Origin of the sequence: Streptomyces griseus subsp. griseus (genome assembly GCF_003610995.1) — a bacterium.
In the GTDB taxonomy this organism is placed as follows: domain Bacteria; phylum Actinomycetota; class Actinomycetes; order Streptomycetales; family Streptomycetaceae; genus Streptomyces.
Map to the genome: position 1 here is coordinate 7,016,583 of NZ_CP032543.1, position 24,542 is coordinate 7,041,124.

Here is a 24,542-nt window from a genome sequence, read left to right on the forward strand (position 1 = left end):
CCCGGCGCCCCGCGCGCCGCTGTTCACGAACGAGGAAAGGCAGGGCAGGTGAACGTGCTTGGGATCATCGCCCCCGGTGTGGCCGCGCTGTTCATCACGGTCGTACTCGCCAAGGGCGTCCGCCGTACGGCGCTCCGCTCCGGCACCGGCCGCGAGCCGGGCGCGCGCCCCTCGCGCGCCGGGGTGGTGCGCAGACTGGGCGGCGCCACGGTCGTCCTCGGCGTCGGTACGGCTGCCGCCGCCGGCTCGGCACTCGGCGCGGCGGGCGACGGCGGACGGGCCGTCACCGGACTGCTGGCCGGGGCCGGGATCGTTGCCGCCCTGGGGCTCGTCCACGATGTGCGGCCGCTCGGGGTGCCCCTGCGGGCGGCGGTCCAGACGGGTGCCGCCACGCTCGCCGTGTGCCTCGCCGGGTTCTCGCCGGTGGCGGGCGTCCTGGCCGTGATCTGGATCGTCCTCGCCACCCAGGCCTTCGCCCTTCTCGACACCTCCGACGGGGTCCTGGCCACCGTCGGTGCCGTCACCGCGGCCGGGCTGCTCGCCTGCGCGGCCGTCGAGGGCCGCGCGGAACTCGCCCTGCTCCCCGCCGTCCTGCTCGCCGGGCTCATCGGTTTCCTGCTCCACAACTGGCACCCCGCACGCATCCGCCCCGGTGCGTGCGGCTCGCTCTTCACCGGCTTCGCCCTGTCGTCCTCGGGCGCGTTGATCCATGTGGCGGCCCCGTCGGAACGCGCATCCGTGGTCGCGCTGCCCGTCCTGGCCGCCGTCGCCCTCGCCGACGCCGCCCTCGTCCTGATCTCGCGGCGTCGCGTCTCACGCCCCCTGCTCCAGGACTGCGGCGACCACATCACGCACCGCCTGCGCCGCCTCCGCGTCACCGTGCCGGGGACGGCTGTCCTCCTCGGCCTGTGGGCGGCCGTGGCGGTGGCGGTCGGCACGCTGGTGTACGCGGGCGTGCTGCACCCCGCCTTCGCCCTCGTACCGCTCGCGGGCAGTGCCCTGGCCGTCCTCGCCCTGCTCAGGATCCCGGCGTACGTGGCCCCGCCGGGCACCGCCACCCGCCGTCCGGCCACCGCCGCCCCGCGCACACCTCCCGCACCACCCACGTCACCCGCACCTGCGGGCACCGCTCCGAGGGGCGCCGACGCCGCCAGGACCGCGACCGGCCGCCCCACCGTGCCCCCGCCGCCCACCGGCCGCCCCGCCGTCGGCCTCACCGCCGACAGGAGCTGACCCGGAGGCGGTGGTTCCCCTCACCCCCGCCACCGCCCCAGCGTGGCCCGCGCCGCCGTCCGCGCGTACGGGGACACCATCAGGAACGGCGCCCACGGCCAGGTGTGGCGCAGGCAGTACACCCACCACTGCTGCGGTGGCAGCTCGGCCACGGAGGTGACCCGCCGCAGCGCCTCCCGCACCCCGATCCCCGGCTCCCTGGAGCCGGGGGAGTCCGGCCCCCGCGCGCATACGCCGACGGGCGAGGGGGCGACGAAGGCGGGGACCCCGGCGCGCCGGGCGCGGAAACCGTGGTCGTAGTCGCCCATCCGGTGTGGGAAGACCTTGTCCAGGTCCCCGACCACGTCGTACGCGGCCCGGGGGAGCAGCACCACCCGGCCGTCGTACGTGTCGCACGGCTCGGGCCGCTCGCCGCCCGGCTCCACCAGCGTCAGGGACCGGCCGCGCCGCCCCGAGTACACCGTGGACCCGTCCGCGCCCCGGACCGCCCCCACGACCACCGCCCCCGCCCCGACCGCGTCCGCCGCGCCCAGGAGCCCGGCGAGGGCGTCCGGGAAGAGCTCCACCCCGTCGTCCAGCCACAGCTGGTGCGTCCACCGGTGGCTCGGGCCGCCCGGCCTGCCGCTGTGCGAGCCACCGCCGCCTCCGCCGCTGCGGCTGTTGCGGCTGGCGATGCGCAACGCCTGGTTACGGGGGACGTCCGCGCCCACCGACATGACCTCGACGGCCGGATGGTGGAGGCGGACGGCCTGCGGGGTGCCGTCGGTGGAGCCCGTGTCCACCAGGTGCACGCCCATCGTGGCGTGGGCCGGAAGGCCCTGCTGGTACGCCAGGGCGTTCAGCGCCGACAGGGTCCGCGCGCGCCTGTTGTGACTCGTCATCAGTACGGCCAGGTGGACGGAGTGCACGGCGGAGCTCCTCACTACATGAATCTCATCATTCATGCATAAAAGCCGATAATCCGCATAGGCTGAGTGAGTGATCGCCGCACCGATGGAGTACCCGCTTCCCCCGCAGCCCGGCCTCATGTCCCCGGGCCGGGCCAGGCGGACGGTGCGCGTGGTGGCGTTCGTGCTGGCCGCGCTCAGCGTGCTGACGGTGGCGCTCACCTCGACGGTCCGCGCCACCGTCCTGTCGCCGGGCTACTACCGGTCGGTCCTGGACGAGGAGTCGGCGTACGACCGGCTCTACAGCGAGGTGCTCGTCGACCCGGCGATCGCCCCGGTCACCCGCGACCTCCTCGCCCACCTGCCCGTGCCCGAGGCGCTGGTGACCTCCAACATCAAGGTCGTCCTGCCCCCGGAGACGGTCCGCTCCCTGACCGACCAGCAGATCCTCGCCCTCACCGACCACCTGCGCGGCGACACCGACGAACTGCGGCTGAACGTGGACATCGACCCGGTGCTGCAGAATCTGGCCGACCTGGCCCGGATCTACTTCGGCGACCTGGTCGCCAGCCTCCAGGACCAGGACGAACCGGACTTCGCCCGGTTCACCGACGACCTCACCACCGCCCTCGAAGCCCTCAGGGAAGGCCGCGCGCCCACCCTGCCCGCCCTGCCGCTCACCGACGGCCAGGCGGCCCGCGCCACCGATGTCCTGCTGAGGCTGGTGCCCGAGCGGGACCGGACGGAGCTGCGCCCCGACATCGAAGTGTCCCTGCGGCGGGGCGACGTATCGTCCGCCCTGGCGACGACCGCGGCCGCCGCACTCGCCGACGGGTCACGGACCGCCGCCGCCGGCCTGCGCACCACACTCCGGGGCGGTACGTGGGACCTCACCGCGACCCTGACGGCCGCGGGCAACGACCTCGACGCCCTGGAGCAGGCGCGCGAGCGGGTCCAGTGGCTGACGTACCTCCAGATCCTCGCCACCGCGCTGGCGCTGACCTCCCTCGCGGTGCTCTGGGCCACCGGCCCCCGCGCCTCCGCCCGGCGGCTGATGGTGCTGGGACAGGCCGTCGCCTGCGGCGGCATCCTCACGGCGGCGGCCGTCCTGCTGACCCGGTGGGCCACGGGGGGCCGCTTCCTCACCCTCCCGGCCTCCTGGCCGCCGAGCGTCACCGCCCTCGCCGGGGACCTCCAGCGCAACGCCGTGGACCAGGCGGTGGCCACCGGACTGACCGCCGCCCTCACGGCTCTCGTCGGCGGGGCCCTCCTCACCGCCACCGGCTGGGCCGTCCTGATCCGCCCGCGCACCCTGCCCACACCCACCGCCGTACGCGGCGTGGCCGCGGGCGTCACCTGCGCCGCACTGGCCGGCGCCCTGCTCGTCCCGCCCGTACTCGGCCCGTCCGCGCCCCGCCGCTGCCAGGGCAGCGCCGAACTCTGCGAACTCCGCTACGACGAGGTCGCCCACCTCACGGCCCACAACGCCATGTCCACCACCGCCGACCGGTTCATCGGCCCCCTCCAGGACCCCGACATCACCACCCAGCTCAACACCGGTGTGCGGGCGCTCATGCTGGACACGTACCACTGGGAGAGCCCGCAGGACATCGCCGCCCGACTGGACAACCCCGAGTTCACCCCCGAACAGCGCCGGCTGATCTCCGCCGCGATCGACAAGGCCAACCCGCCGCGCGAGGGCCTCTGGCTCTGCCACAGCGTCTGCCGGGCCGGCGCGATCGAACTGGGCCCCGCACTGGAGGACATCGGCGCCTGGCTGCGCGCCCACCCCACCGAGATCGTGACGCTGATCGTCCAGGACGACATCGGCGCCGAGGAGACCGCCGAGGCGTTCCGCCGGGCGGGGCTCGGGGAGTTGCTGCACACCCCGTCCGAGGACCCCGAGGAGCCGTGGCCGACGCTGGAGGAGATGATCGACAGCGGCCGCCGGCTGGTGGTGTTCGCGGAGAAGGCGGACGGCCCGGCGCCCTGGTACCGCAACTTCTACCGGTACGGCATGGAGACCCCGTTCGCCTTCCGCAGCCCCGCCGAGATGAGCTGCGCACCGAACCGCGGCGGCACCGGCAAACGCCTCTTCCTGCTCAACCACTTCGTCACGAACGGCGGCGGCAGCCGGCCGGACGCGGGCCGGATCAACTCCCGTGACTGGCTGCTGGAGCGGGCCCGGGAGTGCGAGGCGGAGCGCGGCAGCCCGGTGAACTTCGTCGCCGTCGACTACACGACCGTCGGCGACGCGCTCGGCGCGGTGGAGGAGCTGAACAGACGCCGTACGCAGAAGGACCGCTGACCCCGCCTCAGCCTGGCCGGAACGCGCTCCCGGCCGAACCCTGAGGCGGCTGTCGGAGGCTCATGAGAGGCTGACCCCCCAGTGGCTCCCGACCCTGCGGACGGAGCCCCTCGACGGCCGACAGAACGGGGAACCAGCGCACATGACCGCTCCGAGCGATCCCGCACCGCCCAGTGCCCTTTCAGCCGTTCCGTCGCCCGGCACCGACCCCGCCCCACGGGGTGACGGCCGCCTGCTGGCCGTGAGCGACCTCCACGCGGCGGTCTCCGACAACCGGCCCATCGTGGAGTCCCTCCGCCCCACGTCCGACGAGGACTGGCTCATCGTCGCGGGCGATGTGGCGGAGCGCCCCGACGACATACGCTGGGCGCTGAGCCTCCTCGCGGAACGTTTCGGTCAGGTGATCTGGACCCCCGGCAACCACGAGCTGTGGACCCTGGACAAGGATCCGGTCCAGCTGCGCGGCCAGGCCCGGTACGAACACCTCGTCGAGATCTGCCGCGAGCTCGGCGTGATCACCCCCGAGGACCCGTTCCCCCGCTGGCCCGGCCCCGACGGCCCGGTGGCGATCGCGCCGCTGTTCCTCCTGTACGACTACACCTTCCGCGCCCCGGGCACGCACACGAAGGAGGAGTCGCTGGCCGTCGCCCACGAGTCCGGCATCGTCTGCAACGACGAGTACCTCCTCCACCCCGACCCCCACCCGACCCGCGACGACTGGTGCCGGGCCCGGGTCGCGGAGACGGAGCGCAGACTCGCCGAGCACGACCCCGAGATCCCGCTCGTCCTCGCCGGTCACTGGCCGCTCGTCCGGGAACCCACGTCGGTCATGTGGTATCCGGAGTTCGCCCAGTGGTGCGGCACCGAACTCACCGCCGACTGGCACCGCCGCTTCAACGTCACCGCCGTCGTCTACGGGCACCTCCACATCCCCCGGACGACCTGGTACGACGGCGTCCGCTTCGAGGAGGTCTCGATCGGCTACCCACGGGAGTGGCGCGAGCGCGGCCACCCGCGCGGTCTGCTTCGCCAGATCCTCCCGTACGAGCAGGAGTCCACGCCTCCCGCCCGTACCGGCACCGCCACCTCCGGAGGCTCCCTGTGATCGAGAGGCTGCTGCCCGCGTACGTCTCCTGCGCGGCGACCCGCGAGGAGAGCCTGCCGGGGGAGACCCTGTTCCCCGAGGAGGAGGAGCTGGTCGCCCGGAGCGTGCCCAAACGCCGCAACGACTTCACGACCGCGCGGGCCTGCGCGCGGCGGGCCATGCGCCCGCTCGGCCTGGAACCCGTCGCCGTACTCCACGGCAGACGCGGCATGCCCCTGTGGCCCGACGGAATCGTCGGCAGCCTCACCCACTGCGACGGCTACCGGGCGGCGGCACTGGCCCGCGCGGCGGACGTGCTGTCGCTGGGGATCGACGCCGAGCCGCACGCCCCGCTGCCCGAAGGCGTGGGGGAGTTGGTGGTGCGCCCCTCGGAGCGTGCGCGGTTCACCGCGGCGGCCGGGATCCACTGGGACCGGCTGGTGTTCAGCGCCAAGGAGAGCGTCTTCAAGACCTGGTACCCGCTCACCCTGACCGAGCTGGACTTCGACGAGGCGGACCTGACGTTCCACCGGGAGGGCGAGGACCGGCCCGGCGACGGGGCGGCGGGCGGGACCTTCACCGCCCGGCTGCTGCGCACCGATCCCGCCGTGCCGCCGGTGCTGGACGGGACATGGCGGGTGGAGGACGGCATCGTCGCCACGGCGGTGCTGCTGCGGCCCGACTGGCAGGAGGCGGGCGGCGCTCAGGAGGGCTGAGGCGCGGCGAGCGGGCGCCCCAGCCGGACGTTCACCCGGCCCGACCGCCCGCTCAGCTCGGTGAGGACCAACGGCGCGACATCGAGTCGCCAGAACGTCTCCGGCGGCAGCGCCAGAGCGTGCACGACGGCGGCCCGTACGACGGCGGGCTCGGCGACCGCGAGGACGCCCCCCTTCTCGGTGCCCAGGACTCCGTCCAGCCAGCCGCCCACCCGCTCCACCAGCGCCCGCAGTGACTCGCCCCCGTGCGGAGCCGCCGAGGGGTCACCCATCCAGGCGGCCACCGCGGCGGGTTCGGCGGCACCCACCTCGTCGAGGCGCCGGCCGCTCCAGCGCCCCAGGTCCCAGCCGGTGAGCGCCGGTTCGGGGCGGGCGGCGAGACCGAGAGCGGCCGCGGTTCCGAGGCACCGTTCGGACGGGCCGCTGAGAACGGCGTCGGACCTCGGCACGGCGGCGGCCGCCGCCCGCGCGCTCCGCTCACCGGCCCGATCCAGCGGGGCGTCACCGTCGAAGCGGGCCTGCCGGAGCGCCGCGTTCATCGCCGGTGAGACCAACATCACCCGTACTGTCATGTTCCTGCCTCAAGTTGTCCCGGGCAGGCCCCAACGCCCTTGACCGTCAGGCGTTTCGGGGCCCCGAACTCCGCAGATTGCACCATGGCGGCGCCTGCGTACAGGCGGTATGGTCACGTCGAACTTGACGAGGGTGTGACGGAAGTCCGGTGAGAGTCCGGCACGGTCGCGCCACTGTGTACCCGTACCTGTGCGGGAAGTCAGACCCAGCGCCCTCGTCCGACGCACCACGACAGGGACGCGTGTTCCCACAGGAGGTTCCGCCATGGCGCAGTCCGCCGCTCCCGCAACCGGCGCACCCGCGATCACCCCGATCTCGGCGAAGGCCATCGCTCCCTGGGCTGTCTTCGTCGGCATCCTGGCGCTCGTACTGCTGTACTTCGTCGGCGCCGAACAGGGCGCCACCGCCCTCATCTCGGGTGAAGGCGTCCACGAATGGGTCCACGACGGCCGTCACCTGCTCGGTTTCCCCTGCCACTGAGCCACCCGCGACATCCGGTTCAGCGAAGGAATCAAGGGAAACAGGGAAAGTCTCGTGAACTCCATATCTGTCAGAGCTCTGCTCGTGCGCGGCATGATCGCGGGCGTGATCGCGGGTGCGCTGGCCCTCGCCGTCGCGTACTTCCTCGGCGAGTCGCAGGTGGACGCCGCCATCGCGCTCGAAGAGGCGCACAGCCACGCCGCCCACGGTGGCGGTGAGGAAGAGGAGCTGGTCAGCCGCACCATGCAGGCGACCGGCGGGCTCGCCACCGCACTGCTGGTCTTCGGCGTCGCGGCGGGCGGCATCGCCGCCCTCGTGTTCGCCTACGCGCTGGGCCGCATCGGCAGGTTCGGCCCCCGGGCCACGGCCGCGCTGGTCGCGGGAGCGGCCCTGCTCACCGTCTACGTCGTGCCGTTCCTGAAGTACCCGGCCAACCCGCCGGCCGTCGGCGACCCCGACACCATCGGGAAGCGCACCACGCTGTTCTTCCTGATGGTCGCCCTCAGTCTGCTGCTGGCCGTCGCCGCCGTGATCATCGGCAAGCGGCTCGCACCGGGCCTGGGCAACTGGAACGCGACCATCGCGGCGGCCGCCGGCTTCGTCCTGGTGATCGGCCTCGCCTACGCCTTCCTGCCCTCGTTCGACGAGGTGGGCAAGGACTTCCCGGCCACCCTGCTCTGGAAGTTCCGGCTCTCCACACTCGCCGTCCAGGCCACGTTCTGGACCGGCTTCGGCCTGATCTTCGGCTACCTCACCGAGCGGCTGCTGGTCTCCGCGAACGGTGCCGACGCGCCCCGCGCGGCGACGCCCGTGGGCTGACGGCTCGCGTTAAGCACAGAACCCGCCGGGGTCGACCCCGGCGGGTTCTCGCTGTTTCGGGCGGGCAGCCGCGGTGGCTTCCGGGCAGCGGTAGCGGTGTTACGCGCAGGAGACCCAGAGAGAGTAGCGACGCTACGGCAAAAGTGTTAACGTTGATGTCGTCGGGTTGCACGGAACCGCCGCGACCCCTGTCGCCAGGAGCAACGTCATGACCGTCGAACAGTCCGAGTCCGTCTCCACCACCAACGCTCCCCGCCGCGTGGCTGTCGTCACCGGAGGCTCCCGGGGCATCGGCCGGGAGAGCGCCGAGCGGCTCGCCGCCGACGGCCTCGCGGTCGTCGTCGGCTACGGGGGCAACCGGGCCGAGGCGGAGGCCGCCGTCGCCGCCATCACCGCCGCGGGCGGCGAGGCGATCGCCCACCGCGCGGATGTGGCCGACGAGACCGCCGTCGCGGATCTCTTCGACGCCGCGGAACAGGCATACGGCGGCGTCGACGTGGTCGTGCACGCGGCGGGCGTGATGGCGCTCGCCCCGCTGGCCGACCTCGACCTCGACGTACTGGACCGGATGCACCGCACCAACATCCGGGGCACCTTCGTCGTCGACCAGCAGGCGGCACGCCGGGTGCGCGCGGGCGGGGCCGTCATCAACTTCTCCAGCTCCGTGCTGTCGCTCGCCCTGCCCGGCTACACCGCCTACGCCGCCACCAAGGGGGCCGTCGAGGCGATGACCCTGATCCTCGCCCGCGAGCTGCGCGGCCGGGACATCACGGTCAACGCGGTCGCCCCCGGGCCGACCGCCACCGCCCTCTTCCTGGACGGCAAGGACGAGGAGACCGTCGCGCGGATGGCCGCCCAGCCCCCGCTGGAGCGGCTCGGGACCCCGCAGGACATAGCCGAGGTGGTCTCCTTCCTGGCCGGCCCCGCACGCTGGGTCAACGGCCAGGTCCTCCGGGCCAACGGCGGCATCGTCTGAGCGCCGTGTCCCGGCTTGATAGCGTCCGTCCGATGAGCACCACCACGAGCACACGGGCCCGCATCCTCCAGGTGGCCGCCGATCTGGTCGGCGAGTCACCCGACGGTGACATCTCCACACGCGCCGTGTGCGAGGCGGCCCAGGTCGGGGCCCCCGCGCTCTACCGCCACTTCGGGGACAAGGAAGGCCTTCTGTCGGCCGTCGTCGACCACGGCTTCGAGCGATATCTCGCGACGAAACGTGAGCGCGACGAGAGCGCGGACCCCGTGGAGGACCTGCGCCGGGGCTGGGACAGCCACGTGGAGTTCGCCGTCCGTAACCCGAACCTCTACCGCCTGATGAACTCCCCGGCGATGCGGACGCCTCCCGCCGCCGCCCTGGAATCGCACCGCATCCTGACCCGCGACCTGGAACGGGCGGCAGCCCAGGGCCGGATACGGGTCGCGCCCGAGCTGGCCGCGCAGATGGTCATGTCGGCCAATGTGGGGGTGGCGCTGATGCTCGTCGCCCGCCCCACGACCTTCGACGACCCCGGCCTGTCCCGCCGGGTGCGCGACGCCGTGCACGCTTCGATCCTCACCCCCGACGCGGCGGCGGGCACGCCGCAGGGTGCCGAAGTCCCGTCGGCGGCGGCGCGGTTGAGCGCCCTGCTCCGGGAGGCGCAGGGCTCGGGGCTCAGTACGGCCGAGGCGGCGCTGATGAAGGAGTGGCTGGGCCGGGTGGCGAACGCGGGCCCGGGGGACTGAGCGCCGGGCGGCCCCCCCGGCCGGGGTCAGGACGGCGTGGGGGAGGGTGCGTCACCGACACGCAGTCCGTCCTCCATGCGACGGGCGGTGTTCTCGACGATGCTCCCGAGGTCCTCGCGTACGTCGTGCTCCTCGCTGCCGTACGGGCCGTACGCGGTCACCGAGAGCAGGAGTTCGCCGTTCCATAGAAGGAGGGTGCGGCCGGGGCGCCCCTGGGCCTCGGCCGGTTTCTCGTACGCGGCGTCGTGGAGCCGCTCCGGCCCGCGCCCGTGGGCCCGGTCGAGGCCTTCCTCGATGCGGTACGCGCGGAGGGCGGGCCCGGCCTCCTCGTACACGGCGGCGGTCGCGCTGAGCTTCCACGACGCCCCGTCCGGGCCCGTGAGACCGGCCAGGCAGCCGGTCTGCCGGTAGCGGTGCCGGGTGCCCTTCTCACCGATGTCCTCCCGGCGATCCGGGTCGGCGGAATCGGTGGTGGAGCCGACGGTGAACCCCTCGGCGGGCGGCGCGCTCGCGAGCAGTTCGCAGGGGCGGCTCGTCCAGCTGTGCACCCCCGGTGCGCGGGCGCCAGGCTTTCCCCTGCCCTCGGCTCCGCCCTGGCCACCACCTGAGCAGCCGGAAACCGCGAGTGCCGCCGATGCGATGAGCGCGGCCACCCGCGCCCGGCGTAATTCGGCGTCCGTCGAGCTACACATTCCCCGCCCCCTGCCCCTTCGCCCGGAGAGCTCATTATCGAGTGCTCGTACCGGCGGGTAAAGGAGGACAGAGCCGCACCGGTACCGGTGCGGCCCTGTCCCTCCGCGCAGGTCGCATACGGACCGGGTCAGCTCTCCGGCGACCCGAAGTCGCCGTCGAACGCGGCGGCCATCCGCAGCTGCGTCGCCGCCTCGGCCCGCCGCCCCTGGCGTTCCAGCGTCCGCCCCAGCATGAGGCGCGCGTAGCTCTCCACCGGGTCGCGCTCCAGGACGGCGCGCAGCTCCTCCTCGGCGCGGCCGAGCCGGGCGGAGTGGTAGTAGGAGCGGGCCAGCAGCAGCCGAGGCGCGACCTGCTCCGGTGCCTCCTCGACGAGCCCACCCAGGATCCGGGCGGCCGTCAGGTACTCCTTGGCCTCGTAGAACATCTGAGCCCGGTCCCACCGGTCGGCGGCCGTGCCGAACTCGTAGTAGGTCTCGCTCACGCGTCCTCCTCGTCATCGTGCGGGCCCTGCCCGGTGCCGGCCACTGGGTTACCCTCCCGCCGTGCGTCCAGCCAGGACAACACCGCATAATGGTTGAACATTCCACTAAATCTTTGGCGTGGGTACCGACGCGCCACACCCGTACGGGAATAGGTTGAGCGCCATGAGCAATCTCGATCGCCAGGCCACTCCCTCTGTCTGCGGAGGGCGCGGCTTCGTCGTCGCCGAGCCGGTCCGTGAACTCCTCACCCCCCGCCGCGTACCGCTCGGAGAGTCCACCGAGGTGCGCCGCCTGCTGCCCAACCTGGGCCGCCGCATGGTGGGCGCGTGGGCTTTCGTCGACCACTACGGGCCCGACGACATCGCGGACGAGCCAGGTATGCAGGTGCCGCCGCACCCGCACATGGGGCTCCAGACCGTCAGCTGGCTCCATGACGGTGAGGTCCTGCACCGCGACAGCCTGGGCAGCCTGGAGACCGTACGCCCGCGAGAGCTCGGCCTCATGACCTCGGGCCGCGCCATCAGCCACTCCGAGGAGAGCCCGAGGCCGCACGCCAGGTTTCTCCACGGTGCCCAGCTCTGGGTGGCGCTGCCCGACGAATACCGCAACGTGGAGCCGCACTTCCAGCACCACACCGACCTCCCGGCGGTCACCGCCCCTGGCCTCACCGCCACCGTGATCCTCGGCGAACTGGACGGCGCCGCCTCACCCGGCACCGCCTACACCCCGATCGTCGGCGCCGACCTCACCCTGACCAGCGGCGCCGAGGCCCGCCTCCCGCTGGACCCGGACTTCGAGTACGCGGTCCTGTCGATGTCCGGAGAGGCCGAGGTGGACGGCGTAACGGTCCTGCCGGGCTCGATGCTCTACCTCGGCTGCGGCCGCACCGAACTGCCGCTGCGCGCCCTCTCCGACGCGGGCCTGATGCTCCTGGGCGGCGAGCCGTTCGAGGAGGAGATCGTGATGTTCTGGAACTTCATCGCTCGATCCGGTGAGGAGATCGCACAGGCGCGCAAGGACTGGGAAGAGGGCTCGAGGTTCGGCGAGGTGCAGGGCTACGCCGGTGCTCGCCTGTCCGCCCCGGAACTGCCCACGACCCCGCTGAAGCCACGCGGACGAGTGCGCTGACCTGGGGAAACCCAAGGGCGGGCTGGCCGTGCTTCCACTGGCGGCCGCTACTCCGTCCTGCCCGATTCGTATCTGTCTTGTGCTCGGGGCTCGGGGGCCTAGTGGATTTGAGGGGTGGTAGGTCGAGTCTCGTGTTCGAGCTTGTGGGTCAGGGTTCAATCGGATCGATGCTGACCATTTGCTGGCTTTCCTGATTGACAGTCAGGTGATGATGGCCATCTGTCGCCCGGATGCCGGAAAACCGGTTCAGGCGGAGTTACTGAGGGTGACGGGGTGCCTAGTTCATCCGGCTGATCGCCCAGCCGCCTTCGCCGAGAGCCTGCATGACCGCTCCAGCTGCCCCGCCAGGACCCCGCATCGGACACATCCGCCGAAGTCGAGGCGCAGGTCTGCCGCTGAGTCGGGACCGCAAGCTCGGACCGGCCCGCATCGGTCCGGTCATGGGCCTGCCCGCCTCGCCGGTGATCGGCTACTCCTAGTCCACTCCACCGTCGACGAAAGCCTGAACGACTCCGAGATCGCGGAGACCCGCAACGACGCCCGCCAGCGGCTGATGGTGGGCGACACCTCACCGATCACCGTCGCCGTCGACACCCTGGGCCGCGAGACAGCCGAACAGCTCTACGGCCCGGCCCTCGTCCGCCGCGGCCTCCAGCTCGCCTACGGGGCCCGCAGCTCGCTGATGACCTACGGAAGCAGGTAGGAGGCGGGACATGACCGAGACAAGCACCCCCGCCAGCAAGGCATGGCCCCGAAGCTGTCCCGCGTAGACCTCCTCATCTCCGCTCGAGCGGAGGTGAGCTGCTGCTCACGGACCAGGGGAGGGGCACGATGCAGTACTCTCCGCGCGAGCGGAGGCGAGCCGCACTGGATGGGCGCTCTCTGTTCTACAAGGCGGGTTCGTAATCGACGGTCGAGTCGGCGCACGGTTCGGCGAGTTCGAGGAGGGCTGCCTGCTCGGTCGCGTCCGCGCTCAGGTCCCAGCGGAGCTTCGTCGCGGTCCAGTCGACCAGGTACGTGCATGTCGCAGCCTCGGCGGGCGGCATCCATGCGGCCGGGTCCTTGTCGGCCTTCGACCGGTTCGTCCTCGCGGTGACCGCGACCAGGGAGCTTCGGGCGTCGACTTCGTTGGCGTAGGCGTCGCGGCGCTCGGGCGTCCGGTCGTGGGCGCCGCTGTCCCAGGCCTCGGCGAGCGGGACCATGTGGTCGGTGTCGAGCTGCTTCGCGTCGGTCACCTCTCCCTCGTCGTAGGAGGACAGTCAGCTGCCGCCACTGAGCGTGCACCGGGCACCCTGCTCCGGAGCGGTGACCGCTTCGGCGATCGGGACCTTCTGGCGGGTGGGGCAGTCGTCGTCCTCGCCGGCCCAGTGCTTGAAGGAGTCGCGCTCGTACCCGGTGCGTTTCTCCGCAGCGACGGGGATCTGCTTGATGGCGTCCGCGAGGAGCAGGCCGCCCTTGTCCGGCGCTCCGCCGGGCGCGCCGGACGGTGCGGTGGTGCTGCCGGATGCGGCGGGTTTGGGGTCGTCGGCCTCCACCGGCTCGGCACACGAGGCGGCGAGGGCGGTGGCGGTGAGCAGAGCGGCAGGCAGGAAGCTGAGGCGGCGGAACGACGTCAAGCATTTCAGTGGCTCAGGGGCTGATGCGGTCTCATGCATGGAGCTCAGTGCCTGATGGGAATCTCTGGTCGTAGCGCTCGGAGGCTTTGATGCCGGTCGTATGGGCTTGGGTGGGGTGGTGCGGCGGTATTGCCCGGAGTACGGGGTGCCGCTGGCGAGGACGAAGCCAGGGGTAGCGTGGCGACGCTTCCCTGCCGGATCAGCACCTACGCGCCTGTGGAAAAGTGCTCGCATGATGCGAGAGCCCAGTGCGGATGTTCATCCCCTCGATGAGCGTCGTGACCCGTTGCGCGTAGACCTTGTCCGGGGCTTGGCCACCCAGGTTGCAGCCCATTACGGCGGCGACCTCACGCGGATGCGACGAGCCAACGGGTACTCGAACGCGACGTGGGTCGGTGACGGTATCGCCGTGCGGATCGCGTATGCACCCGTCGACATGGCCCGGGAGGCCGCGCTCGCACGTGCCCTGCCGCGAGAGGTCGGGCACCCGGAGATCCTCGGAGAGGGCACCGCTGAGGGCCACGGATGGATCGTGACCGCGGAGGTTCGCGGCCAGAACCTGCACGAAGCGTGGCCGACGCTGACACCTGCGGAGCAACGACAGGCGATCCGTCAGCTGTGGGCCCGAAGCCTGATCGTGCACGACGCGACCCCGTCTCTCAGGACGCATGTCGCATCACACGGGGGTTTCGTCCCGGCGACGTTCGGCGATGCCACGGCCGCGGCCGGACGCGCCGAAGCCGCCCTGGGACTCTCCAGCGCCCAGCAGTCGCAGCTCCACAAAGTCATCGGGGGCTACTTCCGGGCTGCGCCCGAGGTCGCGCAGACCGTCAACCACGGGGACCTCGCCCTGATGAACGCCCTGTGGGACGGTGAGGTCGTCGCCCTGCTGGACTTCGAGTTCGCAGTGCTCGGTCCCATCGAGATCGATCTGTGCCGGCTGGTGTGCGAAGCCCGCGTGTCCGAGGAAGGCCATCACGTCGATTCGGAGGCAGGTGCCGCGGCGGTGGAGATCGCCGCTCGTCACATGGATCCGGTTCATGGCCCAGCCCTGATCCACGGCGCCGCCGTTCTCGACCAACTCCGCGACCTCGACATCTTCCTCACCCTCGACCCGGCCGAGGAACGCCGCGAGGACTGGCGCCCGAGCCGCCTGCTGACCGACCTCCTCGACAGCGAGGGCGGCTATCTCGCGCCCCTGCTCAGTGCCTGATCGGATACCTGCGGCGGGTCTCTGGAGCGCCCTTGCCGGAGCGCGCGCGGGGGCGGTACTGGTAGCTGGAGGGGCCTGGAGGAACTCGGCCGTCACCGTGATCATCAACCTTCCCGGCGTTGCGCCCATTACGGACGTGCGAGCCGTTCGGAAATGCCGTCACCCTGACGCTTTCCCAGAACGGCGACTCCTGCCCCGAGCGCCAGGAAGCCCCTTTCACCTGGTATTCAGAGGTATCCAATCATCCACTCAGAGGTGTCTCTGAGGGTGTGTCACTCGTTGGGGCCGCATGTGGTGACCTTGCTTCGTTGCGTCGGCCGCCGTGCGCCGGGGCTTCGTTACGGCCGGTGCTGAACGGCGTGGCGGGCACTGGAGGTTCGGAGGATGGTGCCGGGTGTTTGGGCGGGGTGCGGTGGCGTGCGTTCCGTGTCGATGGGCAGTGATGTGGGTCACTCTGTCTCTTTGCTTTTTTTGCGCGAATTCACGCTCTAGTGGGCTTCGTTGGAAGGTTTGCTGGTGGTGAGGTCGGCGTTCTGGTGGCGTGGGGTGGTTGTCGTCGCCGGATGAGCAGTCGGGAACACCGGTATGTCACCGGGGTTTCGCTGTGGGTGACATTCTTCGGGTTGCCACTGCACACCAGCGCGCTCGGGGTCGTCGTTGTGGTGAAGGCGCACTCCGGCGCACTCCCGGGCACTCCAGCCGCTGCCCGGACCTTTCCAGGAGAGGGGCCAACGTCTGTGACGTCCCAATTCGTAGGTGCCTTGATGATCCTCGCTCCGGTGCCACAGACCGTCGGTGCCGGCTCCAGGCTCGTGCTCCGGCATCTCGTCGCCGAAGGTGCGCGTGCCGGTGTCGGCGAGATGGCCCGTCACGGGCGGGGAGACGGCCGGTGACCCGAAGCCGCAGCCGGAACACCCCCGCCGCGCCTGCCGTGACCGCAGCCGACCGTCCGGACCTGTCCTTCACCGCGTTCCACCAGATGAACCGGGCCAGCTATGTCCGCTACGCCGAGACCTACCTCCGCCACCGCCAGGACGCCGAGGAGGCCATCGACAGCACCTTCGAGCACCTGCTACGCACCTGGGACCAGGTCCTGCTCACGGAGAACCCCGCTGCCTTCGCCTGGACGGTCATGCGGAACAAGGTCGTCGACCACGCCCGCGCCCGCACCCGCCGACCTCCGCTGATCGACGAGGCCGCCTTCGACACGGTCGCGCTGCGCGACGCGGTCGACCCGATCGGTCAGATCGCCGAGTCCCTCGCCTTGTTCCGTGCCCTGAGTCAGCTCACCGACCGGCAGCAGGACGTCATGGTGATGATCTACCTCCAGGGCATGAACGCCCCCGAGGCCGCGGCCGTACTCGGGATGACCAGTGCCACCGTCCGCTCCACGGTCCGTCACTCCCTGCGCCGGCTGCGGGAGATCCTCGGGCCCGACCGCACCATGGAAGGGCGGCGATGACCCCGCACATCGACGAATTCCTCTCCCGCGCCCGCCTCGTCACCGTTCCCTACACCCAGGCCGACGTCGACGCCGCCGAGGCCCGCGTTCTCGCCCGTTTCCAGGCGCTTGATCCCATCTCCGCCCCGGTAGCCGCGAGTTCCGAGCCCACCCCCGCAGCCGCCGAAGGCCTCTCGGCCGAGCCGACCGCCGCCGAGGCCGCCGAGAACCTCCACAACCTCTGCGCGGCCGTTGTCACCTGCTCCACCGCGCTGCCCACCTTGCGCACCTTCCTCACCCCGCAGCTGCCCGAGCCCCCCGGCGCCCGGGTCCTGGGCTGCATCCTTCAGCTCGCCGAGTCCGAGGAGAACGCCCGCTTCTGGTGGCAGTACGCCGCCGGAGCCGGCGACCCCGCCGCCTCCTACTGTCTCTACCTCCACCACCGCGCCCTGGGCGAACACGCCCCCGCGCGCTGGTGGCACGAGCAGACCGAGCTGCTGCGCAACACCCCGTCCACCGACCGCCCCGTCACCCGCGGCGTGGCACCCGGCGTCGAGCCCGACGTGGTCCCCGGCGCGGTCAGCGACGCTCTCGAGGAGGTTTCCACCACGGACGCGAGCCTGCTGCCCACCGCCCTGCGCATCCTCGGCGCTCTCAGAGCGGGCCCGGCCGCTGTGCCGGCCACTGTCGGGGCCGTCATCGACTACGCCCCGGCCGCCGTCGGCTACATCGACGACTTCGACCTGCCCCTGACCGACCCTGACTTCACCGACCACATCCGCATCCTCATCGCCACCGATACGACCCCGGCGCGCATCCGTAACCGGCTCCAGCCCCGGCCGAAGCTCTCCCGCTCTGTGATCGCGAGCGCCCGGCGGCATCGGACCTGGGCGTGGGGATGAGCAGGGGAGGTGCTCGGTCCGGTGCGGCTGTCTCGGATCACGGGTGGGTGAGGCTGTTGGACCTCCATGAGCAAGCCGGTCGTCTCCAACGAAGCACGGTGGCGCCGGGCCTTCCGCCTTCGCACCGCCTCTGGGTGACCGCAGCCCCCGGGGGGACGGATCCAGCACCACCGGCGGTTGACGGGGTCCGGCGTCCTTCAGGCCGGGTGGGTCCGGCGGCCAGACCCAGGTGTGGGTGTCCTCGGTGACGGCTTCGAGGGCTTGGAAGCCCGCAGGAGCACGCGGCGATGCGCACCTAGGTGTATCGAAAACGTTGTTCGCGGTGCTCACCGGCGGCTGCAGGCGACGCTGGATGCACGAGCCGGGTCGTACGCCCTGACTCTTCAGCCCCAAAGGTGAACACGTTCAACTGGTCTGGCAAGGTACCTCTCCGCGGCCCACTCCTATCGGTTGGCCGATGCGGGCTGAGGGTGGGAGGTCCTGGTGGTGGGCGGAAGCAGGCTGCGTGCGTGGAAAGCGACCCTCGGTGGCTTGATGGTGGTTTTGGCTGCTCCGACTGCGTGTGCCGGCCCCTATCAGTACTACGAGGGAACGGAGATCCACGACACCACCGCGGGCGAAGTCGCTGGGGGCTGGGAAAACGTCGAGGGAACCCGCGTGGTGCTTCGCAAGGACGGAACGGCTCTTCTCGAGAGGCTCGACGGCCAGGACTTCGACTTCGAGGATGGCTGGCGCCTCTCCGGCACGGGGACCTGGCAACTGACTGACGACAACGGCGGACAGGTCGTTCGACTTACGCTGACAGCCCGCACCCGGGCGGAGAGCCGGCCCACCGCGACGGCCACTGACACCTCGACTCCTGAACCCCCATCGACATACGCGTGGTCCTTCTATGTGGACCGCGATCAGAACGACGATCTGAAGCTGTTCTTCTTCCACGGCGATCCCGACATCGGGAACACCTACGTGATGACGCGCGAGACAGGGTCATAGCCATTCGTTGATCGCTGCGACCAGCACAGTCGCCTCGTAGCGGACCGCCAACTTGTCGTAGCGGGTGGCGACGGCGCGGTTCCTGAGGTGGTTGATCCCGCACTCGACCGCATGGCGCTCACGGTAGTCGGCCGGATCGAAGCGCGGCGGCCGGCCGCCGCGGAAGCCGAGATCCTAGTGGTTGCGAGCCTGATCCGCCTTGTCCGGGATGGTGCAGCGGATCCCGCGGCAGCGCAGGTAGGGACGGTTCTCGCGGGAGGCGTACGCCGTGTCGGCCTGCACGCGGTGGGGGGCGGACGAGTGGACGGCCCGGCCGATGCGTGGCACGCGGACCTTCTCCGCCACGGGTTCGAACTGCGGCGAGCCCCCGCGCTGCCCGGTCACCACGATCGATCTGGGCTTCTGGCTCTGCTCGACGGCCAGATCCAGCTTGGTGGTGATTCCACCGAGCGAGCGCCCAGCCCATGATCGCCAGGCTCGGTGAATACGCCGCCCGGCGGCTCCTTCTGCAGGTCACCCTCCTTCCGGGGCCCGGCCGCGCGCTGATGAGCGCGGCACACCGTGGAGTCGACGCTCAGGTCCCACGCGATCGCACCTTTCACATCGGCCAGGGACTGGCACCGGGTGAGGACCCGGTGCCAGGTGCCTTTCCGCTGCCATCGGCGGAACAGGTCGTAGATCCGGCCGCACGGCCGTACGCCGCGGGCACCTCCCGCCACGAAACACCGGTCCGGACCCGGAACCGTATGCCGTCGATCAGTTGCCGGCGGTGCCAGACCGGCGGCCGCCCCGTCCTGGCACCCTTCGGCAACAACGGCTCCCGCACCGCCCACTGCTCGTCCGTGAGATCTTCCCGCCCCGTGAACCGTGATCATTCACAGCCCAAGATCCACTTTCGATACACGGCCTAAAGGTTGTTGCAGAAGGGTGGGTGTGGGCAGGCCGGGGTGGTGTTTGGCCTGCCGGTTCAGCCGGTCATGGCGAGGTTGTGCATGGTGGCGACGGCTTGGACGGCGTGGTGGAGTCCGTCTCCTTTCTGGCGGCAGTCGCGGAGGATTTTCCAGTTCTTCATGCGGGCGAAGGTGTGCTCGACGCGGGCGCGGACGCGTCGGTGTTCGGCGTTGTCCTCCTCCTGGCCGCGCAGGAGCGGGCGTCCGGATCTCTTGCGGTGCGGGACGATCAGTCCGGTGCCCAGGTAAGCGCCGTCGGCGATGACCGTTGTCCCGGCCGCGATGGCGGGCAGGTCCGATTCCCGCCAGGCGTGGGCGTCGCCCTTGTTGCCGGGGACGGGGCGGGCTGAGGCGATCACCAGGCGGCTGTCCGCATCGATGATGACCTGCACGTTCGCCGAGAACCGGTAGTTGCGGGAGGACGCGGCGACCGTACGGTCACGGACCGGGACGAGGGTTCCGTCCGCGATCCACAACCGTTCGACGTCCGCGACGGGCCGCGGCGCCGGCTCGATCGCCAGGAGCGGCCGCAGGCGCTGGATGACCCGGCAGACGGTGGCCGGGGAGACCCCGAAGAGCGGGGCGAGCTGCCGCATCGTGAGGGTGGTGCGGTAGTAGACGGCCACCAGCAGGACCCGGTCCGCCAGCGGCAGGCACCACGGCCGGCCGCCACCGGGACCATTGCCTCCTCGCTCCCGTACCGCCTTCACCAACTTCTCGAACCGGCCCATCCGTAAGCCGGTGAACGTCTCCACCCACAACAGCTCAGCCCGCAACACCCCACCCATACAAGATGAATGCCCTAACTCAGGCGTTCTGCAACAACCTTTAGCTGCGACTACCACCAAGCGGTGCAGCCCGCGCCGCTCTTGCAGGCGCGGATAAGGAACTTGCGGACCCCGTCGTAGATCCCTTCGGATGCGAGATTCTTCACGGTCCCGTCGAAACTTCCCTGCAGGTACACGCCAGCAGTGGCGCCGCTGGAGGACCACTTGCCATAGAAGGTCCCGTCACCGTTGGGTGTCCAGCTCTTGCAGACGTTCACCGCACCCGACGACGGGTGGAGAGTGGTGCATGACAGCGCTCGGGTGCTGGGCTCCGCGGCGTGCGCGGGCCCCGAGCCTGCGGCCAGCAAACTGCCCGCGAGTACCAGGCCCGTGGTGAGGTTGAGTGCCTTCTGGTGCAGGGCTTTCCTCATGTCGGTCTCCTTCTTCGTAGTGACTGCGTTGATGTTGCTCGTACGCGAGTTCTGTCCTGGCGGACGGGACTCGGTGACGACGTCGGGAAGCATCCCGGGAGCTGTCCCCATGCCGGCATCGCCTCGTCACCACCGGCGTTGAGCGGGCTGTCCGCGCAGGACCACGGGTGGCTGGTATGGGGGAAGCATCCTGTGAGTGCTCGCACGCCGGGGAGCGGCTCAGAGGCCGGCTGCTGTGGCGGCCGATCAGGCACGTTCTGCGACGCGGGGGATGAGACCTCGGGTCGGCGTAGGCAGCCGCGGCCGGTGATGACGCGGTGATGACGTTATGGGGACGGCAGTCGAGACGGTGAGCGAAGTCGCCAGACAGCCCCGCGACGCGGGGCCAAGGCGCCGATCCCTGTCACTCACGCCCGGGGCCGACGGTCAAGCGCGTTCGAAGAGGAGCAGGGCGAGATCACTTCCGAGCACCATCAACGCAGAGGACGAAGAACAATGACGAAATTCGGGACCGCGACTCATCCCAACCAGGACCGGGCCACGTCGAAGAAGGCCGCGCGGTGGCGCTTCGCGACGACTGCGGCGGTACTGTCCGCGGTCAGTGCCGTAGGTCTGGTGACCGCAGCGCCGGCGAGCGCCGCAGCGAAGCAGACGTGCGGGACCTACATCTGCGTGGCCACCGCATACCAGGGCACCCGCTACGTCCAGGACATCACCGTCTTCACCAGGGACGGACTGCCGGGGACACTGCGGGCCTTCGCCGGCGACTATCGGAACTCCAGGGCCAACGACGACCGCCACGTGTTCAGCGTGAACCGGCAGCTCGGTCAGCCCGGCAGCGGCCGCTTGGCCGTCTGCGGGGGACTGGACCGTAGCGGCAGGGTCATCGAGAACCACTGCGTCCTGATCCCCTGACCCACAAGGTGCCGCAGAGTGGCCGTGGGCGGACACTCGCCCACGGCCACGCGCCACACTCACGCGCACCCCAAGAGCATCCACGCCGAAGGCCGGCAGCCTCGTCACACCCCTGCTTGCCTCACCCGCGGCCACCTCATGCGAGAGAGATCCCGCCGCGCGAACCCTGCGTGATCGCTATGCTGCGATTGGGTGACCGTCAGCGAGGAAGAGGTCGCAAGAGTGGAGTTCCAGGTGCTCGGGCCGCTTGAGGTTCGGGCCGACGGCAACCGCGTGCCGTTAGCGGGTGCCCGACGCCAGCGGCTGCTGGCAGGCCTGCTCACGGCCCCCAATTCGATGGTGCCGATGGGCCGACTGATCGAGGCGGTCTTCGGGGACGAGCCACCGGATACAGCGGTGAAGCAGGTGCAGAACTCCGTGTCGGTGCTGCGGGAGCGCCTGCACGACAGCGAGCGGCTGCTCATCGTCACCGAGGAGTCCGGCTACCGGATCTGCGTCCGTGAGAACGAACTCGACTCGCTCCAGTTCACTACGAGGCTCGCCGAGAGCCGCCGCCGCGCAGCAGAAGACGACCTCGACGGGGCCATCAGCATGATCGGGTCGGCTCTGGGCCTGTGGCGTGGGCCGGCCCTGGACGGGCTGGGAAGCGAGGCACTGATGGGTCCGGCCGCCCGGCTGGAGGAGCAGCGGCTCGGCGCTCTGGAACTGTGCGCGAGATGGCGGCTGGAATTCGGGCAGCACCAGGAAGTCGTCGATGAGCTCAGCGACCTCGCCCTCTCGCATCCCCTGCGTGAGGGCCTGCACGCGCAGCTCATCACCGCACTCGACCGATGCGGGCGGCGTGCCGAGGCGCTGCACGCCTTCCATCGGCTGAGTACGTCGCTCGTCCAAGAACTCGGAGTCGGCCCGGGAGCTGGCCTGCAGCGTCTGCACGAACAGATCCTGGCGGGACACTCCCAGCCCGGCCGGCCGCCTCGCCCCCGCCGGGGCGACAGCACCAGGCCCGTTACGACCCTGCCCACCCCCCGGACCGCCGCCGCCACGTCCGCGTCCCCCGCGCCGAGACAGCTACCGCACGCCATCCGCGACTTCACCGGTCGCACCGACCATCTGGCGGCCCTCGATGCTCTGCTCCCGCCGGGGGGTGAGGAGCTGGGTAGCGGGCAGGCGGTGGTGATCTCCGCGCTCGACGGTTCGGGTGGCGTGGGCAAGACGACCCTCGCGGTGTACTGGGCCCACCGGGTCCAGCACCGGTTCCCCGACGGAACACTCCACACTGACCTGCGCGGGTACGGGCCCGGCAGGCCCGCCACCGCGGCCGAGGTCCTCGACGACTTCCTCGTCGCGCTCGGTGTCCCTCCGGCGGCCGTACCGGCCGGGACCGGCGCCCGCTCCGGGCTCTACCGCACCATGGCCGCCGGACGGCGCATACTCATCGTCCTGGACAACGCCAACAGCTCCGAGCAAGTGAGAGCACTGTTACCGGGAACCCCTGGGTGCATGGTGCTGGTGACCAGCCGGGACAGCCTGAGCGGCCTGGTCGTCACTGAAGCAGCCCACCGGCTCACCGTCGACGTGCTGACCAACTCCGAGGCAACGGCCCTGGTCGTCGGCATCATCGGTCCCCACCGCGCCGCGACGGAATCCTCCGCGGTCGACGACCTCGTCGGCCTGTGCGCCGGGCTGCCGCTGGCCCTGCGCATCGCCGCCGGGCGCGCAGCCGCCCACCCGAACATCACCGTCGCCGACATCGTCGCCGAACTCACCGACGAGGACTCCGCCCTCGACGCGCTGAGCCGGAACCAGGACCCCCGGGCGGCGGTCCGCACCGTGTTCACCTGGTCCTACGACCAACTCACCCCGCCCCAGGCCCGCCTCTTCCGGCACCTGGGCCTCCACCCCGGCCCGGACATCTCCACACCCGCGGCCGCAGCCCTCGCCGGCCTGACACCCCGAGAAGCCCGATCCCTGCTCAGCGCGCTGGCCGACGCCCACCTCATCGAACCCGTCGCCCGCGACCGCTACCGCTTCCACGACCTCCTGCGGGCCTACGCAGCCGAACTCGCCCACCACCGCGATACCGAGCGGGACCACCAACACGCCCGTGAAGCGGTCCTCACCTGGTACACCCACACCGCCCACACCGCCGACCGCCAGATCTACCCCACCTGCACCCGCCTGACGACCACCCTCATCACGCCCCCTCACCCCCACCCCCATACTGACCGGGACCGGGCATGGGACTGGCTGACCACCGAGCGGACCAACCTCGTCGCCGCGCTCCACCACGCCGTCGACCACCGCCTCGACCAACACGCCGTGCAACTCATCGACGCCCTCGGCTTCCTCGTACTCACAGGCGCATGGGAGGACCGCATCAGCACCGCCACAGCAGCCCTTCACTCCGCACGGCGGACCGGCGCACCAGAACAGGAAGCCAACGTCCTCCTCGCCCGCGGAGAAGCACTGGCCCACCTACGCCGCCCCGAAGCCGAACCCGACCTCACCCACGCCGCCACCCTCGCCCAGGACACCGGCAACATCCACCTCCAGATCGCCGCACGCACCGAACTCGGCCAGGTCACGCGCCGCCAGAACCGTCTCACCGAAGCGCTCCGGCACTTCGAGAACGCACTCACACTCAGCCGCGGATTCGGCCCCGGACGATGGGAAGCGGTCACGGAAGGCAACCTCGCCGACCTCCACGCCGACCTCGGCAACCATCACCAGGCCATCGACCACGGCACCCGCAGCGCGCGCCTGCGCCGCGCCATCGGCGACACCGACGGAGAGGCCTGCGCCCTCGCCACCGTGGCCAGAGGCTGGCAAGGCACCGGCGACCACCACACAGCCCTCACCCACGCCCGGCACGCGGTCGACCTCGGCCGCACATCCATCGGATCCCACGAGGAGACACTCGCCCGGCCGCTGACGATCCTGGCCACCTCACTCCATCACCTCGGGCACGCGGCCGAAGCCGTCGCCTGCTGGAGAGAGGCAGCCCAGATCTACGCCGACAAGGGACTGGACGCCGACGCCAACGCGCTACACCGGCACATCCGGACCGCGACTCCACCCCCCAACAACAGCGTGCCAACGCCATGGTGAACAGCACTCCGCGGCTCGGGTGGAACGTACGTCCCTTACCGGGACCATCCCCGTGCGTACGGGGAGCAGCGTCCTGGATAT

26 protein-coding genes and 1 pseudogene are annotated in these 24,542 nt (G+C 71.1%); 17 read left to right on the top strand and 10 right to left on the bottom strand.

Annotation, left to right across the window (positions count from 1 at the left end):
* Nucleotides 1-48 precede the first annotated feature (48 nt).
* Nucleotides 49-1,233: an MraY family glycosyltransferase gene (locus tag D6270_RS31355; RefSeq protein ID WP_109162340.1), complete on the top strand. Its 1,185-nt coding sequence runs from the start codon at nucleotides 49-51 to the stop codon at nucleotides 1,231-1,233.
* Nucleotides 1,234-1,253: 20 nt separating this feature from the next.
* Here the strand turns inward: D6270_RS31355 and D6270_RS31360 are convergent, their stop codons facing one another.
* Nucleotides 1,254-2,141 carry a glycosyltransferase family 2 protein gene (locus D6270_RS31360; RefSeq protein WP_109162339.1) on the bottom strand — a complete coding sequence of 296 codons (888 nt, stop codon included), beginning with the start codon at nucleotides 2,139-2,141 and terminating at the stop codon, nucleotides 1,254-1,256.
* Nucleotides 2,142-2,259: 118 nt separating this feature from the next.
* Between D6270_RS31360 and D6270_RS31365 the strand changes: the two genes are divergently transcribed.
* The 3 genes from D6270_RS31365 (at nucleotide 2,260) to D6270_RS31375 (ending at nucleotide 6,228) form a co-directional block, all read left to right on the top strand.
* On the top strand, nucleotides 2,260-4,428 hold the full coding sequence (locus D6270_RS31365) for a PI-PLC domain-containing protein (protein WP_204117179.1): 2,169 nt from the start codon (nucleotides 2,260-2,262) through the stop codon (nucleotides 4,426-4,428).
* A gap of 142 nt (nucleotides 4,429-4,570) precedes the next feature.
* The gene (locus D6270_RS31370) at nucleotides 4,571-5,533 is read left to right on the top strand and encodes a metallophosphoesterase family protein (RefSeq protein WP_109162338.1); all 963 of its coding nucleotides are present in this window, start codon (nucleotides 4,571-4,573) and stop codon (nucleotides 5,531-5,533) included.
* Entirely contained in the window at nucleotides 5,530-6,228 is a 699-nt protein-coding gene (locus D6270_RS31375) for a 4'-phosphopantetheinyl transferase family protein (protein WP_109162337.1), read from the top strand. Before D6270_RS31370 ends, D6270_RS31375 begins: the two co-directional genes overlap by 4 nt.
* Here D6270_RS31375 and D6270_RS31380 read toward each other — a convergent pair.
* A complete protein-coding gene (locus D6270_RS31380) occupies nucleotides 6,216-6,800 on the bottom strand; it encodes a histidine phosphatase family protein (protein WP_109162336.1) in 585 nt (194 codons plus the stop codon). The genes D6270_RS31375 and D6270_RS31380 overlap by 13 nt on opposite strands.
* Nucleotides 6,801-7,065: 265 nt before the next feature.
* Here D6270_RS31380 and D6270_RS31385 point away from each other — a divergent pair, with 265 nt between their 5' ends.
* The 4 genes from D6270_RS31385 to D6270_RS31400 all read left to right on the top strand — a co-directional run bounded on the left by D6270_RS31385 (nucleotide 7,066) and on the right by D6270_RS31400 (nucleotide 9,822).
* Complete coding sequence (locus D6270_RS31385; protein WP_015612945.1) at nucleotides 7,066-7,281, top strand: CbtB domain-containing protein; 216 nt, start codon at nucleotides 7,066-7,068, stop codon at nucleotides 7,279-7,281.
* 93 nt (nucleotides 7,282-7,374) lie between these two features.
* Complete coding sequence (locus D6270_RS31390) at nucleotides 7,375-8,100, top strand: CbtA family protein (protein WP_202418634.1); 726 nt, start codon at nucleotides 7,375-7,377, stop codon at nucleotides 8,098-8,100.
* Nucleotides 8,101-8,308: 208 nt separating this feature from the next.
* A complete protein-coding gene (locus tag D6270_RS31395; RefSeq protein ID WP_109162334.1) occupies nucleotides 8,309-9,076 on the top strand; it encodes an SDR family oxidoreductase in 768 nt (255 codons plus the stop codon).
* Between the two features lie 32 nt (nucleotides 9,077-9,108).
* Entirely contained in the window at nucleotides 9,109-9,822 is a 714-nt protein-coding gene (locus D6270_RS31400) for a TetR/AcrR family transcriptional regulator (RefSeq protein ID WP_109162333.1), read from the top strand.
* Between the two features lie 26 nt (nucleotides 9,823-9,848).
* On the opposite strand, the gene D6270_RS31405 is transcribed toward D6270_RS31400, so the two are convergent.
* Nucleotides 9,849-10,370 carry a hypothetical protein gene (locus tag D6270_RS31405; protein ID WP_225977005.1) on the bottom strand — a complete coding sequence of 174 codons (522 nt, stop codon included), beginning with the start codon at nucleotides 10,368-10,370 and terminating at the stop codon, nucleotides 9,849-9,851.
* Nucleotides 10,371-10,642: 272 nt separating this feature from the next.
* Nucleotides 10,643-10,996 (bottom strand): tetratricopeptide repeat protein, encoded by a 354-nt coding sequence (locus D6270_RS31410; RefSeq protein WP_109162331.1) that lies wholly within the window; start codon nucleotides 10,994-10,996, stop codon nucleotides 10,643-10,645.
* A 163-nt stretch (nucleotides 10,997-11,159) separates the two neighbouring features.
* Between D6270_RS31410 and D6270_RS31415 the strand changes: the two genes are divergently transcribed.
* The 3 genes and pseudogenes from D6270_RS31415 (at nucleotide 11,160) to D6270_RS33510 (ending at nucleotide 12,828) form a co-directional block, all read left to right on the top strand.
* Nucleotides 11,160-12,125, top strand: a complete 966-nt coding sequence (locus D6270_RS31415; protein ID WP_109162330.1) for a pirin family protein — start codon at nucleotides 11,160-11,162, stop codon at nucleotides 12,123-12,125.
* A 319-nt stretch (nucleotides 12,126-12,444) separates the two neighbouring features.
* A pseudogene (locus D6270_RS33505) lies at nucleotides 12,445-12,589 on the top strand (IS481 family transposase); the annotation flags it as partial.
* 89 nt (nucleotides 12,590-12,678) lie between these two features.
* Nucleotides 12,679-12,828, top strand: coding sequence for a hypothetical protein (locus D6270_RS33510; RefSeq protein WP_162600258.1), 150 nt, complete (start codon nucleotides 12,679-12,681; stop codon nucleotides 12,826-12,828).
* Between the two features lie 184 nt (nucleotides 12,829-13,012).
* Here D6270_RS33510 and D6270_RS33865 read toward each other — a convergent pair whose 3' ends face one another.
* Together D6270_RS33865 and D6270_RS33870 are read right to left on the bottom strand one after the other, a co-directional pair.
* Nucleotides 13,013-13,360, bottom strand: a complete 348-nt coding sequence (locus tag D6270_RS33865; protein WP_109162329.1) for an HNH endonuclease family protein — start codon at nucleotides 13,358-13,360, stop codon at nucleotides 13,013-13,015.
* A gap of 24 nt (nucleotides 13,361-13,384) precedes the next feature.
* The gene (locus tag D6270_RS33870; protein ID WP_204117028.1) at nucleotides 13,385-13,741 is read right to left on the bottom strand and encodes a hypothetical protein; all 357 of its coding nucleotides are present in this window, start codon (nucleotides 13,739-13,741) and stop codon (nucleotides 13,385-13,387) included.
* A 310-nt stretch (nucleotides 13,742-14,051) separates the two neighbouring features.
* Between D6270_RS33870 and D6270_RS31435 the strand changes: the two genes are divergently transcribed.
* From D6270_RS31435 to D6270_RS31450, 4 genes are all read left to right on the top strand, one after another.
* Nucleotides 14,052-14,954: a phosphotransferase gene (locus tag D6270_RS31435; protein ID WP_204117027.1), complete on the top strand. Its 903-nt coding sequence runs from the start codon at nucleotides 14,052-14,054 to the stop codon at nucleotides 14,952-14,954.
* 889 nt (nucleotides 14,955-15,843) lie between these two features.
* Entirely contained in the window at nucleotides 15,844-16,416 is a 573-nt protein-coding gene (locus D6270_RS31440; RefSeq protein WP_109162327.1) for an RNA polymerase sigma factor, read from the top strand.
* Nucleotides 16,413-17,297 carry a hypothetical protein gene (locus D6270_RS31445; protein WP_109162326.1) on the top strand — a complete coding sequence of 295 codons (885 nt, stop codon included), beginning with the start codon at nucleotides 16,413-16,415 and terminating at the stop codon, nucleotides 17,295-17,297. Before D6270_RS31440 ends, D6270_RS31445 begins: the two co-directional genes overlap by 4 nt.
* Before the next feature lie 483 nt (nucleotides 17,298-17,780).
* Complete coding sequence (locus D6270_RS31450) at nucleotides 17,781-18,290, top strand: hypothetical protein (RefSeq protein WP_109162325.1); 510 nt, start codon at nucleotides 17,781-17,783, stop codon at nucleotides 18,288-18,290.
* Nucleotides 18,291-18,464: 174 nt separating this feature from the next.
* On the opposite strand, the gene D6270_RS33520 is transcribed toward D6270_RS31450, so the two are convergent.
* From D6270_RS33520 to D6270_RS31465, 4 genes are all read right to left on the bottom strand, one after another.
* Nucleotides 18,465-18,617 (bottom strand): hypothetical protein, encoded by a 153-nt coding sequence (locus D6270_RS33520; RefSeq protein ID WP_225977006.1) that lies wholly within the window; start codon nucleotides 18,615-18,617, stop codon nucleotides 18,465-18,467.
* A gap of 271 nt (nucleotides 18,618-18,888) precedes the next feature.
* Nucleotides 18,889-19,116 carry a transposase gene (locus tag D6270_RS33525; protein ID WP_225977007.1) on the bottom strand — a complete coding sequence of 76 codons (228 nt, stop codon included), beginning with the start codon at nucleotides 19,114-19,116 and terminating at the stop codon, nucleotides 18,889-18,891.
* 141 nt (nucleotides 19,117-19,257) lie between these two features.
* Entirely contained in the window at nucleotides 19,258-20,028 is a 771-nt protein-coding gene (locus D6270_RS31460) for a transposase (protein WP_109162324.1), read from the bottom strand.
* A 50-nt stretch (nucleotides 20,029-20,078) separates the two neighbouring features.
* Nucleotides 20,079-20,438, bottom strand: a complete 360-nt coding sequence (locus tag D6270_RS31465; RefSeq protein WP_109162323.1) for a hypothetical protein — start codon at nucleotides 20,436-20,438, stop codon at nucleotides 20,079-20,081.
* A gap of 495 nt (nucleotides 20,439-20,933) precedes the next feature.
* Between D6270_RS31465 and D6270_RS31470 the strand changes: the two genes are divergently transcribed.
* Nucleotides 20,934-21,353 carry a hypothetical protein gene (locus D6270_RS31470; RefSeq protein WP_225977008.1) on the top strand — a complete coding sequence of 140 codons (420 nt, stop codon included), beginning with the start codon at nucleotides 20,934-20,936 and terminating at the stop codon, nucleotides 21,351-21,353.
* A 192-nt stretch (nucleotides 21,354-21,545) separates the two neighbouring features.
* Nucleotides 21,546-24,461 (top strand): AfsR/SARP family transcriptional regulator, encoded by a 2,916-nt coding sequence (locus D6270_RS31475; RefSeq protein ID WP_158650561.1) that lies wholly within the window; start codon nucleotides 21,546-21,548, stop codon nucleotides 24,459-24,461.
* Nucleotides 24,462-24,542: the final 81 nt, after the last annotated feature.